This window comes from Microcoleus sp. D3_18_C2, assembly GCF_036702395.1.
GTDB lineage: Bacteria > Cyanobacteriota > Cyanobacteriia > Cyanobacteriales > Microcoleaceae > Microcoleus.
Genome location: NZ_JAUBTG010000054.1, coordinates 1 through 18,783, shown reverse-complemented (window position 1 = coordinate 18,783; position 18,783 = coordinate 1). Strand labels below are relative to the sequence as shown.

General features: G+C 45.1%; 14 protein-coding genes. 10 read left to right on the top strand and 4 right to left on the bottom strand.

Translation table 11 applies throughout. From position 1 onward, the window contains the following. Positions 1-154 precede the first annotated feature (154 nt). The 3 genes from QUA88_RS23930 to QUA88_RS23920 all read left to right on the top strand — a co-directional run bounded on the left by QUA88_RS23930 (position 155) and on the right by QUA88_RS23920 (position 7,743). Complete coding sequence (locus tag QUA88_RS23930) at positions 155-2,698, top strand: glycosyltransferase (RefSeq protein ID WP_333274201.1); 2,544 nt, start codon at positions 155-157, stop codon at positions 2,696-2,698. A 136-nt stretch (positions 2,699-2,834) separates the two neighbouring features. Next, the gene (locus QUA88_RS23925) at positions 2,835-6,341 is read left to right on the top strand and encodes a glycosyltransferase (RefSeq protein ID WP_333207670.1); all 3,507 of its coding nucleotides are present in this window, start codon (positions 2,835-2,837) and stop codon (positions 6,339-6,341) included. 73 nt (positions 6,342-6,414) lie between these two features. Beyond that, positions 6,415-7,743 (top strand): GH39 family glycosyl hydrolase, encoded by a 1,329-nt coding sequence (locus QUA88_RS23920; protein WP_333055684.1) that lies wholly within the window; start codon positions 6,415-6,417, stop codon positions 7,741-7,743. Positions 7,744-8,077: 334 nt separating this feature from the next. Here QUA88_RS23920 and QUA88_RS23915 read toward each other — a convergent pair whose 3' ends face one another. Together QUA88_RS23915 and QUA88_RS23910 are read right to left on the bottom strand one after the other, a co-directional pair. Next, positions 8,078-8,377: a contact-dependent growth inhibition system immunity protein gene (locus tag QUA88_RS23915; protein ID WP_333055683.1), complete on the bottom strand. Its 300-nt coding sequence runs from the start codon at positions 8,375-8,377 to the stop codon at positions 8,078-8,080. Then, positions 8,374-8,913, bottom strand: a complete 540-nt coding sequence (locus tag QUA88_RS23910; RefSeq protein WP_333055682.1) for an RNase A-like domain-containing protein — start codon at positions 8,911-8,913, stop codon at positions 8,374-8,376. The genes QUA88_RS23915 and QUA88_RS23910 overlap by 4 nt, the downstream gene beginning before the upstream one ends. Positions 8,914-9,271: 358 nt before the next feature. On the opposite strand from QUA88_RS23910, the gene rfbF reads away from it, so the two are divergent. The 5 genes from rfbF to QUA88_RS23885 all read left to right on the top strand — a co-directional run bounded on the left by rfbF (position 9,272) and on the right by QUA88_RS23885 (position 14,204). Then, positions 9,272-10,048, top strand: coding sequence for a glucose-1-phosphate cytidylyltransferase (gene rfbF / locus QUA88_RS23905; protein WP_333055681.1), 777 nt, complete (start codon positions 9,272-9,274; stop codon positions 10,046-10,048). Positions 10,049-10,251: 203 nt separating this feature from the next. Next, positions 10,252-11,316: an acyl-CoA dehydrogenase family protein gene (locus QUA88_RS23900; RefSeq protein ID WP_333260700.1), complete on the top strand. Its 1,065-nt coding sequence runs from the start codon at positions 10,252-10,254 to the stop codon at positions 11,314-11,316. Between the two features lie 132 nt (positions 11,317-11,448). Then, positions 11,449-12,180 (top strand): cyclase family protein, encoded by a 732-nt coding sequence (locus QUA88_RS23895; protein WP_333055679.1) that lies wholly within the window; start codon positions 11,449-11,451, stop codon positions 12,178-12,180. Positions 12,181-12,357: 177 nt separating this feature from the next. After that, positions 12,358-13,104, top strand: a complete 747-nt coding sequence (locus tag QUA88_RS23890) for a DUF1995 family protein (RefSeq protein WP_333055678.1) — start codon at positions 12,358-12,360, stop codon at positions 13,102-13,104. Between the two features lie 329 nt (positions 13,105-13,433). Beyond that, a complete protein-coding gene (locus QUA88_RS23885; protein WP_333055677.1) occupies positions 13,434-14,204 on the top strand; it encodes a metallophosphoesterase family protein in 771 nt (256 codons plus the stop codon). A 316-nt stretch (positions 14,205-14,520) separates the two neighbouring features. On the opposite strand, the gene QUA88_RS23880 is transcribed toward QUA88_RS23885, so the two are convergent. Beyond that, positions 14,521-15,372: a M48 family metallopeptidase gene (locus QUA88_RS23880; protein ID WP_333055676.1), complete on the bottom strand. Its 852-nt coding sequence runs from the start codon at positions 15,370-15,372 to the stop codon at positions 14,521-14,523. A 372-nt stretch (positions 15,373-15,744) separates the two neighbouring features. Here QUA88_RS23880 and QUA88_RS23875 point away from each other — a divergent pair, with 372 nt between their 5' ends. Then, positions 15,745-16,269 carry a DUF4330 domain-containing protein gene (locus QUA88_RS23875; RefSeq protein WP_333055675.1) on the top strand — a complete coding sequence of 175 codons (525 nt, stop codon included), beginning with the start codon at positions 15,745-15,747 and terminating at the stop codon, positions 16,267-16,269. Positions 16,270-16,589: 320 nt separating this feature from the next. Here QUA88_RS23875 and QUA88_RS23870 read toward each other — a convergent pair whose 3' ends face one another. Next, positions 16,590-17,495: an alpha/beta fold hydrolase gene (locus tag QUA88_RS23870; protein ID WP_333274193.1), complete on the bottom strand. Its 906-nt coding sequence runs from the start codon at positions 17,493-17,495 to the stop codon at positions 16,590-16,592. A 529-nt stretch (positions 17,496-18,024) separates the two neighbouring features. Here QUA88_RS23870 and QUA88_RS23865 point away from each other — a divergent pair. Next, positions 18,025-18,639, top strand: coding sequence for a hypothetical protein (locus QUA88_RS23865; RefSeq protein WP_333260697.1), 615 nt, complete (start codon positions 18,025-18,027; stop codon positions 18,637-18,639). Positions 18,640-18,783: the final 144 nt, after the last annotated feature.

Genomic DNA, 18,783 nt, shown 5'->3' with positions numbered 1-18,783 from the left:
TTTTCCTTTTGAGTTGTCATTCCATGTAAAATTATATGCTACACTTTGCCAAAATTCAAGTTTTTGTAATTAGATCAACCGAACACAGAATAATGATGAAAATCCGCCAAATTAATCTAAACTATATAATCATAGGTTAACAGCGAGCTAAATAATGTCAACAGCTACTCAAACACCGCAAGTAAGCGTAATTATACCTGTATATAATGGATCTCGCTACATCGTACAAGCCGTGGAAAGCGCCCTAGGTCAAACTTTTACTAATTTGGAGATTATAGTTGTAGATGACGGTTCGACAGATAGCACGCAGCAAGTATTGCAGCCTTATTGTGACAGAATTCGCTACATATACCAGGAAAATCAAGGAGTAGCAGCAGCCAGAAATATTGCTTGCCAACTAGCGCAAGGCGAGTTTTTAGCCTTTCTCGATGCCGATGACTATTTCCTACCATCCAAGCTAGAGAAACAACTAGCTTGCTTTGACGCTAACCCCACCTTAGATATGGTGCAAACAGGTTGGGTAATCGTCGATGAAACCGGGCGAGAGATTTCTGCTGTCAAGCCTTGGCAACAAGCGTCTAAATTAAATTTAGAAAGCTTTATTCTATATAAATGCGTGCGACCCAGTGCGATGATGCTGCGCCGAAACTGGTGGGAAAAATTGGCCGGTTTCGATTCTCAGTTGCCACTAGCAGAAGATTTAGACTTTGCCTTGCGTTTAGCTTTAAAAGGGTGCAAAGCAGTTTGGTTAGAAGAAAAACTTACCTGTTATCGCCAGCACAATTCTAATCTCATGTCAATCGGTTTTCGCGTAATGAAGAATATAGAAATTGTGATGAAAAAATTCTTCGCTCGACCCGATTTGCCCCAGTCAATCCGGCAGTTAAAAAACCCAGAACGCTATCAATGCTTAAAGTGGCTGGCATGGCGGATGTATCGCGACGGCCATCTAACAGAGATGGCCCAGTGTTTAGAAGAGTCATTGCAATATACGCCTTTTTCGCCCACACAAACAGTGTTGAATTGGCTGGAAAGTTTTCAGATGGCTTCTGAAGAATATGGTGAAAATTTTGACGCTTATTCGCTGAGTAAGTTAGCCCAATGGCAAGAGATAATTCAGATGGTGATGACTAATCCACCCCAATCTCAACAGAGTTCTATTCCCACACCTTCAAAAGCGCAAGCCCACATTCTACTCTACAACACGGACGATCCGGGCGTGGGAGGATTAGCGCAGTACAATCATGCCATTCTCTGTGAGTTAGCCTTGTTAGGCTATCGAGTCACCTGCGTGCAAACCAAACATTCTAGCCCCTTGCTTGAGCGAGAACGAGAGTTAGGTATAGAACACTTGTGGCTGGATTTTAGCGGGCATAAAGATTTACAGCGGGTGTTAAGAAATACTCAGGATGCACGAGAGCTTTTTGCTAGCAATCAACCGGATATGATTATTTTTAGCGATGGTTGGCCATTTTCCAATTTTGCAGCTAAACAGGTAGTGATGCAAATGGGAATACCATACATGATGGTGATTGGGTTAGTTATGCCAGAACACGCCACTTTTGCCTGCGGAGATGTAGTGCCTTATGTAGAAGGAGTGCTCTACCACTGCCTGCAAGCTAGAGCCTTGATTGTTGGCGCTTACGAACATTTGAATTTATTGTGCCAACATTTCAAGTTGCCAAAAGAGCGAGGACAAGTGATTTACTTGGGGCGTTCTTCTGAATATTTTGCACATCCTAATGCTGCAGCTCGTCAACGCCTGCGGCAAGAAATAGGAATTCCTGAAGAGGCGATTGTCTGTTTCACATCTGCTCGATTGGCATCGATTAAAGGGCATCAATATCAGATTGAAGCAATCAAGCAGTTGCAGCAGTCTCCTGTGTGGTCTAAACTGTATTTTGTGTGGGCAGGAACGGGTGAGGGAAGCGCTGATAATGTAGAAATAGAATTGAGGGAAACTATTAAAGAGTTAGGCGTGAGCGATCGCGTGAAGGCGATCGGACAGCGCTGGGATATACTCGATTGGCTGGATGCTAGCGACATATTCATTTTGACTTCTGTGGCAGATGCAGCGCCTTCTCTTGCAGTTATGGAAGCGATGGCTAAGGGATTGCCGGTAGTTGCAACGGCTGTGGGCGGCATTCCTGAAGGGCTTGGTGATACTGGGAAATTGTTGCCCGATCCGAATACCGATCCAGAGGGAACCGCGAGGGAATTGGCGGAAACTGTAGAAGCTTGGGCGATGAATCCAGAATTGCGACATCAAATCGGTCAAGCTTGCAAGCAGCGGGCCGAGAAAGTGTTTAAAGAGGAACGGATGTTGGCAGAGTCGATGGAGGCGATCGAAAAAGCTTTACTTTGCGATCGTCAAACAGATCCATTTGTTACTCAAAAAAAGGTGCAGAGGTCAATGGCGAAGATAGAAAACCGGGTGCACTACAGCTCTTTAGTGTGGAATGCTTGGCAGGCTTACTGTCAAGAAGATCTAAGCGGAATGCAGAAGTGGCTTCAAGAATCTTTGAAGTACACACCTTTTTTGAGTACAGAAACGCTGTTAAACTGGGTAGAATATTTTGGCAATTTTTCGTCAGCTAAAGGGCATAGTTTAGATACATATTCTCTAATTAATTCAGTAGAATGGCAACAATTAGTCGAGGAAGTACAGGGTATTGAATCTGTATTTTATGCACGTTAAAATACCAAATTTACATTTCAAATTCGGATTGCTCTCAACAGTAGAATTGCATCTGCCTTCTGCCTGACATCCGTTACATCCGTTACATCCGTTACAGAATCCGTTGCCGAACCCTTCCTTATCACCGATAAAATTCATGTCAATAGCAAATCCGACACCGCGAGTAAGTGTAATTATTCCAGCATATAATGGATATCGCTACATCGCGCAAGCGGTAGAAAGCGTCATCAGCCAAACCTATAAAAACTGGGAAATTATCGTCGTAGACGACGGCTCAACCGACGACACCCGCCAAGCATTGCAGCCTTATGTTGAAAAAATTCGCTATGTTTATCAGGAAAACCAAGGAGTAGCTGCCGCTCGCAACCGAGGAATTCAGGAATCCCGATGTGAATTAATTGCTTTTTTAGATCAAGATGACTTTTTCTTGTCCGATAAGTTAGCTGGACAAGTTGCGTTATTTGACGCTCAGCCATCACTAGGAATTGTTAATAGTGGCTGGCGAATGGTTAAAGAGCAAGGCGAAAGTATTTTCGATGTCACACCCTGGGAATACTTGCCTCAGCTAGACTTAAAAACCTGGATTGTTTATATGCCCCTACTTCCCAGCGCCATGATGTTTTCGCGGCAGTGGCTGGAACGAGTCGGTGGCTTTGATTCTCAGTATGATTCAGTAGATGATGCCGACTTAATTGTGCGTTTAGCACTATCTGGTTGCGAAGCTGCTTGGTTGCCTCAAGTGACAGTATGCTACCGCCAGCACGGGCAAAATGTGTCCATCCAGAGAGCGATAAAACAGGCAAACCTTTGTATTAAATTAAAGCAAAATTTCTTCAGTAGAGCAGACTTACCAGAGGATATCCGCCAATTAGAAAAGCTTGCTTTTTATGAGGCTCTGACATGGATGGCGTGGCAACTGTACTACAGTGGCCATCCGGCAGAAATGACTGACTATTTGCAAAAATCTTTGGATTATACCCCGTACTCCCTGACAGCAACTATAGCAGATTGGGTAAAGCGCATCACTAAAATTTCTAACACCTACGGCTGCAATATCGATGCAAATTATCTCATAAACTTACCAGAATGGAAACAGTTAATGGCTAATATCATTCCTTCAAAAAAATCGCGCGTCAGTGTCATCATCCCGGCTTACAACTGCGATCGCTACATTGTCAGAGCCGTAGAGAGTGTTCTTGACCAGACTTATCAAAACTGGGAAATTATCGTCGTAGACGACGGCTCAACTGACAACACTCGCCAAGTTTTAGCACCTTACCTCGATTTAATTCAATACATCTATCAAGATAACCAAGGAGCAGCAATTGCTCGGAATCGTGCTTGCAAATTAGCAAAAGGGGAATTTTTAGCTTTTCTAGATGCTGACGACTTCTTCTTACCAGAAAAACTAGAAAAACAAGTAGCTTGCTTTGACGCTGACCCTACATTAGATATGGTGCAGACAGGTTGGGTTATCGTTGACAAAAACGAGGAAGGCATCTATGGAGTAAAGCCTTGGGAAGAAGAACCAAAATTAGATTTAGAAGCCTTTGTTTTCTACAAATCAGTGCGTCCTAGCGCCATGATGCTGCGGCGAGAGTGGTGGGAACGCTTGGGCGGTTTCGAGCATCGCTTGCCGCCAACCGAAGATTTAGATTTTGTGCTACGTTTAGGTTTAAAAGGCTGCAAGTCAGTTTGGTTAAAAGAGATATTAACCTGCTATCGTCAGCACGACAGCAATATCATGTCTAACGGCTGCAAATTAATGAAAAATACGGAAATTTTGATGGAGCAATTTTTCGCGCGGCCAGATTTGCCTCAGCACATCCGCGACTTGAAACGGGCGGAACGTTACAAGTGTTTCGTATGGATAGCATGGCGGATGTACCGCGACGGATATTTGCCAGAAATGGTCGAATGTCTGGAAAAATCTCTGTATTACACTCATTTGACAGGCACTGAAACTGTTTTTAATTGGCTGGAAACTTTTAAGGGGGTTTCGGAACAGTACGGCTACAACTTTGATGCCTATGCCTTAACCAATTTACAGGAATGGCAAGACATAGTGGCGATCGCAGCTAACAATCCTTACCAGTTTCAATCGGCTCCCCGTTCGACTTCTCGGCAGCCAAGACAGCACGTACTCCTGTACACAGAAGACTCAGGAGTCGGCGGATTGGCTCAGTTCAACCACTCGCTGATGTGTAAATTAGCGGCGGATGGCTACCGAGTAACCAGCGTTCAAAGTCAAGCTTCTAATCCTTTAATTACCGAACAAAAACAGCTAGGTATCGAACATATTTGGCTAGAGTTCGACACGATGAAAGAGTTTTTGCGAATAGCTTACAATTTGGATGATGCTCAAAAGATTTACGCCCAAGCTAGACCGGATTTAATTATATTTAGTGACGGCTGGCCGATGGCTAACTTTGCAGCTAAACAAGTTGCGATCGAGCAAAATATACCGTACATCATCAGTCTGGGTTATATCAATCGCAATTATGAAACCTTCGATCGCGGCGATCAAATTCCCTATTTCGATGCAGTTGCCTATCAGTACATTGTAGCCAAAGCAGCAGTAGCAGTTTCCCACGAGAATTTAAACTTGTTCCAAAGTCTATTTAAAGCGCGTCTAGAACGGGGAAAAGTAATCTATTATGGCAGACCAAATAGTTATTTTGAGTCACCGAATCTTTCCACTCGCCAACGCCTGCGTCAAGAACAAGGAATCCCTGAAAATGCTGTCGTTTGTTTTACAGCGGCAAGATTGACTCCAATTAAAGGATATCAGTATCAATTGCAGGCGATCGCCCAATTGAAAAATCGTCCAATTTGGCCCCAAATTTACTTTGTTTGGGCCGGGCCGGGGTCTACTACTCACGACAATATGGAACCTGAATTAAGAGCAACTGTGAGCAAATTGGGAGTAGAAGAACAGGTTAAATTTTTAGGACAGCGCTGGGATATTGCCGATTGGCTCGACGCCAGCGACATCTTTATTTTATCTTCCCAAGCAGAAGGAATGCCGCTAGCAATTATGGAAGCAATGGCAAAAGGATTGCCCGTAATTGCCACAGCAGTCAGCGGGATTCCTGAAGAATTGGGAGATACGGGAAAGTTGCTGCCCGATCCTACAATCGACCCAGAAGGAACAGTAAAAGAGTTGGTAGAAACGGTGGAAATATGGGCAGAAAATCCCGAATCGCGTAGACTTGCAGGACAAGCGTGCAAAGCGCGAGCCGAAGAACTATTCCAAGAAGAACGGATGCTTCGGGAATATGGAGAAATAATTGAACAGGCATTGGTAAGTGACGATGAGAGCGACAGTTTCTCTATTAGTCCGAAACTCAAAAAGCAGCTACAGCAAGTGGATAGCCTGCTGAAATACTATTATTTAGTGTGGAAAGCTTGGGAGGCTTACGATCGGGGAGATATGTCCGAGATGGTGAATAATTTGCAATCTGCTTGGGCCTGCACACCTTATTTTACCACGGAAACTATCTTTGATTGGGTGAAAAACTTTGGTATTTTCGCAGCCGAAAAAGGCGTTACGTTCGATACCCACGAGCTGATCAACTCCCGGTCGTGGCAACAAGTGATAGAATCAATACAGGGTTTTGAAGTGTTTTCATCGGTTCGTTAAAACAGAGCTCTTGTAGCATTCTTAGGAACGGGATATCCGGCCCATTCCACAAAACATCAACCAAAGAAAAGATATGCAATTTACATTCAAGTTCCCACGGATTAATAAACTGCTGCCAATTTGTTTAGCTATTGTCACTGTTCTGTTAATAGCCTATTTGGGACAGCAACCAACTGTTGCCCAACTGCGATCGAACGTTACAGTAGATTTTGGACAGCCAGCCACCGGTACAATTTCCATGAGTGGCATCCTGCACGGAATTGATACTAGCCAGCCGCCGGATAGTTCTATTAAACCCTTGCAGCCCAAACTTTGGCGGGCGGGGAGACTCGATATTTACGATCGCATAATCGCCAGCGGAGCCGAGTTTCAGTTAGTAGTCAGCGACTTGTGGGGCTACGGTAGCAATCCCAATGGCTGGCCCTATCAAAACTACCCCGCGTGGGAAGCATTCGTGCGGCAATTAGCCCAGCAAAATAAAGGCAAAAAAATTATTTGGGATGTATGGAATGAGCCAGATTGGAAAGATCCATTTTGGAACGGAAGCAGAGAACAATTCTTTGAAACTTACAAAAGAGCTTACAAAATTTTGCGGGAAGAATTGGGGCCGTCAGCAATGATTGGCGGGCCCAGCCTCGGCCGCTACAGCAAAGAATATCTCGCCGCTTTTTTGGATTACTGCAAGGCTAACAAACTTGAAGTAAATTTCCTCTCGTGGCACGAACTTAACGACACGATGATCTTATTTGTTGACGATCACGTAATTGAGGCTAAACGCAATTTTCAGCAAAGTCCCTCTTACAAGGAACTGAAATTGCAAAAAATTTACGTCAACGAAATTGTCGGCAACTTAGCGCAGTACCAGCCGGGGGAAATCTTAGGTTATTTGTATAACTTAGAGTATGCAAAAGCTGACGGTGCTTGCAGAGCTTGTTGGGATACTAAAGGGCCAAATAAAGTTAGCAATTGCTTCAACAATACGCTGAGTGGGATGGTCACGCCTAATACTTTTGAACCGAGAGCTGCTTGGTGGACTTACAAAGCTTATGCTGACGGAGTTAATTCGCGGGTGCGGAGTTGGTCAAATAACAATCGCCTTGTCGCTTTAGCCAGCAAGTCCAATCCTGAAGGTAAAGCACAGATACTTTTAGGTTATTTCGACCCCAATTTTTCCTCAGCAACAACGGTAACATTAACCATCGGCAATTTGGAGCAGCTAGGTATTCAAAGGGGTCAGAAAATCACTCTAAAATTAGAAAAGATTCCCAACAATCAAGAAGGAGCCGTGCCACAGCTTGTCACAGTTAAAGAAGAAAGTTTTTCGGTTGGTAGCGGCAGCTTGGCTTATGTTATCCCTAATTTCAACGTCCACGAAGGCTACTTATTGACGGTTAGCAAGTGAGCTAGCAATCCTATTAGATTGTGAACAAATTGTAGGGACACGGCACTGCCTTTCGTCGTGTCAACTTAACGTTAAACCGATAGTCCGACAGGGGTTGAAACCCCTGCCTCAAAGCTGAAGTCCTCTAAAAGAGGACTAATGAATTATTCAGTCCTCTTTTAGAGGACTTTGACTATTAGACAGGGAATTCATTCCCTGGCGGACTGGCGGGTAGGCGCGAGGACTAGCGGACGAAAAGCTTAATTTGACACGCATTGGGCACTGCCGTGTCCTTACAAATATATAGACAAATTGTGGGACAGGGCACTGCCGCGTCCTTACAAATATATAAAGTTTAGCTGGGATTATTCAAAGATTTTTGCACAGATTCCAACCATTCTCTGACTGTTTGATTTTCGGATTGGGGGTCGTAGTAACACCCTAATTCATCGAGGATAAATGCTTCTAAATCCGCTGGGGCGATCGGCATTTCGAGCAGTTTGCTGAGCTCTTGCGATGCAGCTTCAACACTTGCGGGCGGTTCGCTGCTGCGGTAGTTGTTCACTACATCGCTGGGAGTGTCAGCTTCTAACTGCCAGTCTTGGTGAAAGTAGGAACTGAAAAATTGGGTTAAATGAGGAAATTGATCGATCATTGGGGATAGGCTGTGAGAATAAAGTATCCGGGAGGTAATTTGGCGCTGCGCTGGAGGACGATTCTCAGGCGAGATGTTGAAGTTGCTTTGGATGCGCGGCGACGCAGAGTAATACCAATGATTCTGTTGGCATTGTAGTCGATCGTATAACGATTACCTCGACTTTTCACCCAGGAGTCGATCGCACTTTGATTTCTGTTCATTGCTTCTGCAATAGCCGCTTCGGCGACGGAACGATCGATAAAAGAAGATGCAGCAGAAATTCTCGTTTCGCTTGCGAGTCGCTGTGCTAGTTGTGCTTCTGTTTTACCAACGTGTCTCTCTAAAGTGTGTCCTCCTGCTGATTCGTGAAATTCTAATCCCCCGCCCGGTATGTTGGGTACAAAAGCTACGGTGGTTTCTGGTATGGTTGAGATTTTCGGTGCAACAACCGTGGCGTAAACACCAGGTATAGCCCATTGGAATAATATAATTATGGAGGCGATCGCACAGAGGATACCTAAAAAATTTTTTAGGCGATCGAGTTGATTTTTCATTGCTGCTTAATCTCTTTCTTATATTTAGTATAGGTGTTTGCTGTTTTTTTGTCTATTTCCTAATCTACCATTCCTAAGTTAGAAATTGCGCGCTGTATTCAAATATACTGTCCGCAGTACCCACCCTACTGTTAGTTAGAAATTGCGCGCAGCATTTAAATACATGGTGTGCACGGAACACCCTAGGATTATTACTAAATACACGGTGTCCACGGATCACCCTACGATTATTTATAATAATTCGTGATTTCTGGGGTTGACAAAGCTTCACTCACTATGAGAAAAAGTTAATAATTCTTTGAATAAATCCCTGATTATTGATGATAAATTAATTGATCATCTTTTAAAAATAAAAAAAATGCAAGTAGTTATCCTAGCAGGTGGTCTCGGTACTCGTCTCAGAGAAGAAACAGAATTTCGTCCCAAACCCTTAGTGGAGGTGGGGGGACATCCAATTATTTGGCACATCATGAAGATATATGCACACTTCGGTTTCCAAAACTTTATTGTGTGCTTGGGCTATCGCGGCAACATGATTAAAGAATATTTCCTTAATTATGAAGCCATGAACAATGACTTTACTATCTGTCTGGGACGGCAAAATACGATCACTTATCACGAGGAACATCTCGAACAAGATTTTCAGGTGACACTGGCTGAAACTGGCGCGGAAAGCATGACAGGAGGGCGGGTCAAACGGATAGAAAAATATATAGATCGCGAGAATTTCATGGTGACATACGGCGATGGAGTAGCTGATGTCAATATTGAGGCTTTAGTCGATTTCCACAAGTCTCATGGTAAGCTGGCAACTGTCACCACATTCCGTCCGATTTCTCGCTTTGGAATTTTGGATGTAGACAGCGATAGCCGCGTAGTACAGTTTTCTGAAAAACCTCAAATAGATGGCTGGATCAGTGTTGGATATATGATATTTAACCGCCGGGTATTTGAGTATTTGGGGGGAGATGATTGTATTTTAGAACAGGAGCCGATGCAGCGTTTAGCAGCAGACGGACAGTTGATGGCTTACCGTCATGATGGCTTCTTCTTTGCGATGGATACTTATCGAGAATACAAGTATTTAAACGAACTTTGGGATGAAGGAAAGGCTCCTTGGAAAATGTGGAAATAAATTAGTTTTGGGTATTCTCAGTAAGCCTTTTATGAACGGGCTATCCTGCCCGTTCCACAACAAATTTACTTTTTGTGGAACAGGCCGGAGAGCCTGTTCTAGAGACTGGTGCAAAATGTGAGTAAATAAGTTAGTTTGAGGGCAGATTTTTAGGCTGGTTCACAATGATTTAGAGAAAAACAGCTATAAAATAATTATATAAAATGGATTCCCCATATATTCTCAACAGCACAGAAAGTTACCTGCAAAAGTGCGTTTCACCCCACGCGGAAATTATCGACAGCGACTCGGAAGCGCTAGAAACAGCATTTGCGGGATTGGAAGATCGATCGCTCTTAGCATTGCGAGTTCCCCAAAAATGGGGCGGTGCCGAAATTGCACCCGAGATTTTTTACAAATATCAGGAATTGACGGCTCGATATTCCGGCGCTTTGTCTTTCCTGCAAACTCAGCACCACAGCGCAACTGGGATGATTGCCAACAGCGACAATGAAATGCTAAAAAGCAGATACTTGCCCGCGATCGCCCAAAAAGAGTTACGCTTGGGTATTGGGTTTTCGCATTTAAGGCGATCGGGCAATCCGGCAGTCACCGCAACTCCCACAAAAGCGGGCTATTTACTGTCAGGAAAAGTTCCTTGGGTAACAGGTTTTTGCTTGTTTCAAAAGTTTATTGTAGCGGCGGTACTTCCTGACGAACGCGCTGTTTTCGGTTTAGTGCCTTTTGCCAATATTGAAGGCGAATATGGTAAAATAGCTTGTAGCGAAATCATGCAGTTAATCGCCATGAACTCGACTAATACTGTGACAGCAAATCTCGATAATTGGTTGCTGCATGAATCGGAAATAATTTCAATTAAACCTGTCGGCTGGATTGCGGAAAACGACACCAAAAATATACTGAATTTTGTTCCGGCTACTTTTGGCTGTATTCGAGCGGGATTGGATGTAATTGCAGCAGCCGGGGCTGCTAAGAATTCACCTTTTATAACGGCGGCTTGCCAAAAACTAGAGCAAAAGCTCGATCGGCTAAAACAGAATTTCCCACAATCTCAACATAGCTCGAAAGCAGAACAATTAGCGCTGCGAGCTCAAGCCATTGATTTAGCCGTGCGTTGCGGACACGCTGCGGTAGCAGTTTCTAGCGGTGCTGCTAACGGTGCGGTACACCCGGCGGGGAGAGTTTATCGAGAAGCTTTGGTGTATACTGTTTCCGGGCAAACAAAGGATGTGATGGAAGCAACCCTCGATCGACTAATCGAATTTTAGATTTTAGATTTTAGATTTTAGATTGAGAGTGCAGACGGTCAATCGATTTTAGATTTTAGATTTTAGATTTTAGATTTTAGATTTTAGAATTGAATAAACTGTGTTTAATAAATAATAGATATATTTTACCTGATGACAGACCAATTAAACTCCAATAATCTCAAAACGATCGCCTATAGCACAATTGTAGACTTAACCCATTCAATTCACCCAAATATTCCCATTTGGCCAGGAGATCCAGCGACAGAAATTGCCACAGTATCTCAAATAGAAACAGACGGGTATTTCCTGCGAAAATTTTCGATGGGCGAACACAGCGGCACTCACATTAACGCACCCAACAGCTTTTATGCAGGAGGCGCCAGCATTGATAATTATTCCCCGCAGTCGCTCGTTGTGCCGGCAATTGCGATCGACATCCGAGAGCAAAGTCTTGCCAATCCCGACTACACTTTAACAATTGATGATATATTGACTTGGGAACGGCAGCACAAACTTATAGAACCGGGAAATCTAGTTTTATTGTATACTGGCTGGCAAGAAAAATGGGATGACGAGAAAGCATTTTTCAACCGAGACGATCGCGGAATTTGCCACTTTCCGGGATTTGGCAAAGCAGCAACTCAATTTTTGCTAGAAGAACGCTCTATCGCGGGAATTGGCACCGACACCCACGGAGTCGATACCGGGCGAGATGAAAGTTTTGCGGTTAACAAATTGGTATTGGAAAAGCAACGAATAGTGCTGGAAAATCTAGCAAATCTCGACTTGTTACCTGCGGCTGAAATCACTTTAGTTATCGGAATATTGCGTCTTTTGGGAGGTTCCGGTTCGCCTGTATCGGTGTTAGCTTTTGTTGCTTAATGCGGTAAAACTTACATCTTGTACTATGCTCAAGAACGGGCAAGATGCCCGTTCCACAAGAAAATTCACTCTTTGTGGAACAGGCCGAAAAGCCTGTTCCTAAACAAGTAATTGAAAATGGTGCAATATCTCAGGTAAAATTAGATTGAGAGAAGTCGAGTAAAAACAATTAAATTAATGACAGAACTGCCCAAGGATCTCAACGAGGCGATCGCCCAATCCCGCATTGCCACCGCCGCTGCCCTCTCGGACGGCAAAACTCTACTGCAAGTCGAATTAGTATTTCCAGAAATCGCCCTGCAAGCACAGTCTATCACCCTACAATTTCTCCCAGAATTTGAGGAAATATACCCCGGAGTAAAAGTCTTTTTTCCCGACACCGGTGCGGCAGCCCTCGCGCGCCGCGACTGGGGAGAAACACCGTTTAAAGTCACTGATTTGGGTAGCAGTCGCACCCCTGTTGAAGATAAAATATCACCGGAAGATCAACTTTTCATTTTGATCAATCCAGCAGCCGTAGAAGTTGCCCAAGTCGAAAAAATTTATATAGCTGCGGCCGGTCGCCCCGTAATTCTACTCAACCCGCGTCTGGAAGATGTTGCCACCATAGGTATAGGCTATGCGGGCCGCCAATTGCGCGATCGATTCCTCAGCAAAATTGAATCCTGCTACTATATCAGACCCCTCGACACTGCTGCTTTATTCCGCTGCTACCCCCAATCGTGGCAAGTCTGGCTGGAAACAAACGACGAATACCAACTAATTTCTGAAACCGCCCAAAAACCTGTCGGAGACGATTTAGAGCGGATTTTAGCCGGTTCTCTCCCAAGCGCCGATCCTGATTCCACCGCACCTGCCAAACCCTTAAAAAAGAAAGGTTTTTTGGCAGAACTCCAGACATTCCTCAAAGCTTTGACTCAGTGACAATCGTTAAGGCTCGATCGTATTTTACGGTGTGTCAGCTAGGATTATTTTCGACTTAATCCGTCGGCTAATCGCTGATGCACCCTAAAGCGTGAAATAACTCAAAGCTTTGCCTCAGTAACAGCAGTTGCAGAAGCAGAATTAGCAGCTTGCCTGTGTTTATATCAGTAGCTACGCAAACAGGTACTGGTGAGCTTTACAGAATCTTTATAAAAAGCACTATAATGGGTGACACCCCTCCACCGTAAAAGAGGGGAGGCAAATAACAGCAAAATCAGATGCTATAAGCTAGAGATGGGGCTTTTGAGTCAGGGAAGCGGATAAACACAATGGAGCATCGGCGCATTGTTATCGGGGACGTACACGGGCATTACGACGGGTTAATGACCCTGCTAGAGGCACTTGCCCCCGGCTTGGACGATCGCGTCTATTTTTTAGGAGACTTAATCGATCGTGGCCCCAAAAGCGCTCAGGTATTAGATTTTGTGCAGCAAAGCCCCTACCACACTCTGTTGGGCAACCACGAACAACTGATGCTGGAGGCTTTGTCGGGAACGCCGATGGATATGCGAGCGTGGCAATCTTGGCTATACAGTGGTGGCGATGCGACAGTAGCGAGCTACAGAGATACAGGGATGATGCCGTATAAACACTTAGAGTGGCTGCGATCGCTCCCCACGCACCTGGACTTAGGGGACATCTGGCTGGTTCACGCCGGCGTTGACCCCCATCTGTCGCTCGATGAACAGTCGATCGAACAACTGTGTTGGATTCGCAGGGAATTTCACACCATGTCGAAACCCTATTTTCCCAATAAATTAATTATCACCGGTCACACGATCACCTTTACCTTTCATGGGGTCAGACCGGGCGAATTAGTCAGGGGCGAAGGGTGGTTGGATATTGACACGGGTGCTTATCATCCCAAAAGCGGCTGGCTGACAGGATTTGACCTCAGCTACCGCAGAGTTTATCAAGTAAATGTATTTAACAATCAAGTCCGAATTTTGCCCTTTGACGAAGTTGTCCGGCAATTGAAGCCGCAGCCGATTCCACCCCCCCAAGCTGCGATCGATTATGTTGTTCCACAGGAGTGTTAAATCAATTTGTAGTTTTAGGGTGCGTCAGTTTAAGTTCGATCAATTAAATCGAAATTAACCTGCTTCTGACGTACCCTAGTAATATCATGTCCGGTGGAGGAACCGCGATTTTTGTAGGGGCCCGTGAGCCAACAATACGTGCCAATAATTGACAATCTCAAAAACCCGCCCCGACCGGGCTATTATGGTTAATCCATGGGACATGATATAACTGGATTTATTTTTTAACGAACCGCGAAGGCGCGAAGAGCGCGAAGTAAGAAAAGAGAAGAAAAGAGAAGAGAAAACAATAGAGCCCCTGACAGATTGAGAATTTCTACGAACCTAAAAGCCTGCGGATTTCTAGCCTGTAATCCTCATTATTCAAACCTTCACCGCTAGCAAGATCCGGATCTATCGCCTGTGAAATAGCAGCAATACGATCGCCAGTTGCCGGGTGAGTGCTCAAAATGCTAGGAGGAGAAGGCTTGTTGAGCAACTTTTTCATAAAATCAACCATCCCAGATTGAGCGTAGCCTGCTCGCCCCATAGTTTGCAATCCCAACTGATCGGCTTCATACTCAGCTTGGCGACTGTGGGGACGGCGCAAAGCCAATTCCACCCCAATCTGAACCGCCTGAGATCGATCGAGCCCAGTGGCGGAAGCTACGCCTGAAGCGATGGCCATTTGACGCATTTGTTGAATCGCGTGGCGAGCATTAATGTGAGCGATTTCGTGGGCGATCACACTTGCCAATTCTGCCTCATTGTCCGCCGCTGTCATCAAGCCTTTATTCACATAAACAAAACCGCCCATAGTTGCAAAAGCATTAATCGCGTCGTCGTCAATCACTTGAAAAGTATAAGGAATATTGGGGCGAGTGCTTTCTTGAGCGAGTCGTTGACCGATACGGTTAATATATTCTGTAGTGTCCCGATCGCGGTCAATCTTAAACTGGCTCCTGGTTAACTGCTGATTAATTTGTCGGCCAATAGTCACCTCTTGGCGATCGGACATATTCGACAATTGAATAACTTGAATGCCTCGAAAAATAAGTTCGGGCAAAGAAAATGCTTGAGTCGGTTCCGGGGAAACCACCCAGATACCCGCAGCCACCATCAGGGACAGAAACAGATAAATCCCCCGGCCACAAGTACGCCGGCAAGTCAACCAAAAACTTTTTAACATGATTGATACGTGGGAGAAGTTAGATAAAATTTGAGGAAAAACTCGAAAAGTCACTCAATAGGCAGACGTAATTTGAGGCTGCTTAGTTGCTATTCTAGCTTTTTGTCAATTTTTAACCGCGCCACCAGCTTCTGGGCGATCGACCCACGGCCAACCAACCGCCGTCAACGGCCTTCCGGGTTAAGTGGCCCAGTCATGCGGATTTGGGGCGATCGTTGTGGTAATATCTTTTAGCTTCAGGACTTACGCATCAATAAAGTATGTCATTGCCAGCGGTAGCCAAGCAATCACAGCATCTGTTTTTCATCGATTTCTGTGTAAGTCCTGAGCTTGTAAACATACTCCTGTCGCTATCAGTATAATAGGCGATTTATGAAAATTTTAGATTCTCAAGGCCGACTGTTCGGCAAACTCAGCATTCTAGACGTAGCTGCCGCTCTGATCGTACTGCTAGTTGCAGTCGGAATCTTTTTCTTTCCCGGCACTTCTGGCGGTTCCGTCGCCCAAGTCGGCACCAGTATCAAACCTGTAGAGATTGATGCAATTGCGATCGGTCTCAAAGGAACAAACGTTCCAGAGTTGTTCAAAACAGGTGATAAAATCAATGTGGTGATCCGCAATCAACCGTCCGGTCAGATTACCATCAAATCGGTCAAAACTCTCACCAGAACCCTAGCAGTTCCTCAGCCCAACGGCACTCTGAAAGCTCTCCCCGATCCCAGAGAAGAAGAAGCCTTCAGCAGAAATATGATGTTTACCTTAGAGGGAAAAGGTCAACTTACTGAAAATGGCCCGGTTTTAGGTAATACGAAAGTCAAAATTGGCACTACGCTAGAGCTTGAAGGCAACAAGTACATTTTCAACGCCAGCGTTATCGACGTGCGAGTAAAAGAATAATTAGTAGTCAGTAGTCATTAGTCATTAGTCATTGGTGTCAAATTCAGACTAAAATTCATGAGAAATCTCGCTTCTAGCAGAGTATAGATCCCCCCTAGCCCCCCTTAAGAAAGGGGGGGGCAAGATTATTGTCAAAGTCCCCCTTATTAAGGGGGATTTAGGGGGATCTAGACTTGGATATAAACGAGAGATACAGCCGTCTTTAGGATTAAGTTGACATCTATGGGTTGTGGGGAATTAATCTTCCTTCTTCCCTCGATCCAGGAACCTCTATCCGTGACATCCGTTACATCCGTTACAAAATCCGTTGCCGAACTTCTTTACCCTTCCGAAAGCAATTTTAAGTATTGCCTAATTAAGCCAATCGTGACAGCGGGAATTTCTAACTGCGGAGTCAAACCTACGTTTTCCAGAGGTTGAAAAACTTTGATTGCTTCGGGGTTGAGGTTTGCCAACCGCTGGCCGATATCGGGCCCGGTAAACTGCGATTTTTCTCCCCAAATAATCGCTGTCGGCGTTGTTAGCTGAGTGATGTACAGCGACAAGTCAAAGCACAAATCTCCCCGCACAAAAGACAGGGCTGCATATTCTGCATTTGGTTCCAAAGCAGATTGGAGGTAAGCATCAACAATTTCTTCGTAAACGCGACGCGAATCTGCAAATTGGCGCTGTTCTAGGAAGTTACGGATGCCGCCGTCTGTGGCGATTCCGGTACTGTAGAGCAAGCGATCTAAAATCGGCGTGTTGACTAGCTTAGCGAAGAAACTGCTGCCGTAGTCTTGTCCGAAGTCCGACAAACCGCTGGGTATGGTCAAAATTAGGGATTTGAAGAGATCCGGCCGTGCGATCGCAGCTCGAATCGCGATCGCCCCTGTTAGCGAAGAAGCAATCACCTCTGTCGGACTGCCGCAAGTTTTTTCGAGAAATTCGATCAAAGTTGTGATATAATCTTCCACCTGATAATTTCTTGCCGGATGTTCCGATCGCCCCCAACCGATTAAATCCGGTGCTAAAATTCGATATTCTGCGGCAAAAGCCGGATAAACTTTTGACCATTCGTAGGCACTCGACCCGCCGCCAAAACCGTGAAAAAATACTAAGTTCGGCTTATTTTCCGAAGTTGAGGTCGGCAACCCCATCCAAGGCATTTTTTCAGCAGTGTAGTAAACCATTCTGCCGAGAGAAGTAACTATTGATCGCTGACCGAAGCCGAGGGGTACAAGCATAAACTAACCTTAATCGCTGTTATATTTTAGATTCTTTTCCGTCGCCCCGTCTTTGTTTAAAAAACTTGCAAAGCTGGTGGCGTTTTTGTAAAGATTGAGTAATGATTTAAATCTATTTTAGTACAGGTGAAGCGTGAAACTACAGACAGCAAGTAAGTTTTGCGATTTGGGCAATTCGGCTGTGTAGTTATCCTTACTGTTGCAAACTACCGCCGATCGGAGATAATAGCAAAATGATGGGTGAGACCCCTCAACAAAATAGAGTCTGTTCGCTAACCCCGAAAGCAGGCGCTCGGAAAGGAGGACTATTAGAACTCGCTTTCAGGCAGGCGGCAGGTTGGCCGACGCTCGCCAATCACAAATCATTAATCACGATATTTTGCGGAGCAGTGGCTTTTGAGGTCGAAAGTCTTTGTTGGAGGGCGGGCAATGGGGTTTCGATTCCTAATTGCAGGTTTGGCAATCACGGGCCTCGCCGTTATCAATTCCAAAACACAAGAAATAACTAATCTCAGGGAGGTCTACTAAAATGCAACTGCTCAGAAAAAGGGATCGCGAGGGTTTTATGGTTGATGCGAAAAGTCTTCAATCTGACGGGTTGGCAGAGTTTGACACAGCCTGTCGAAGCATGGATTTAAACGGCAAAAAGTCTGTTGTCGCCACTCCAGAACGCTCAGGCGCAGGGTCAGAGGTGCGATCGCGCGCCACGGTACCTGCGATCGTCCGGGTAGCTTTAGAAGACTTGAAATGCTTTGAAGTAGTAGAACACCAGTTTGCACATTGGGGGGTGACTTTTAGCAATGCCGTCGCCATCCAACCTTCAAACCCAGCATTTTTCACAGGTTCTGGGGCAACAGTGTTAATGGGGGCCCCCAAAAGCGGACTGATAGAAGTAACTTTTAAGTATCCAGTTCGCTGGGTGTCAGGACTTGTCACCAGTTCGCGACGAACTGTTTTATCTGCTTGTGACATTGACGGCAACCCAATAGTTCAGGATGAAATGCCGGCGCCCAATCTGGTGGGGTCTAATTCTCCGATCGACCCTAGGACTCCCCTGCGCGTAAAAGCTCCGAATATTCATAAAATTACTTTTTACGCTTTTGACGGTCAGCTAATAGTCGATGACTTGATGTTTGGATTGTGAACTACCAGACGCTGACCACTTAAGGGGTACAGCGCTGGCTTCCTGATTCAACGGGGCGGGGCGTCCAACAAAACCGAAGTTTTACCAGATCGACTTACATCCCCTCCACAGGCAGAAGCGCTAGTTCCTAACGCCAAAATCCGC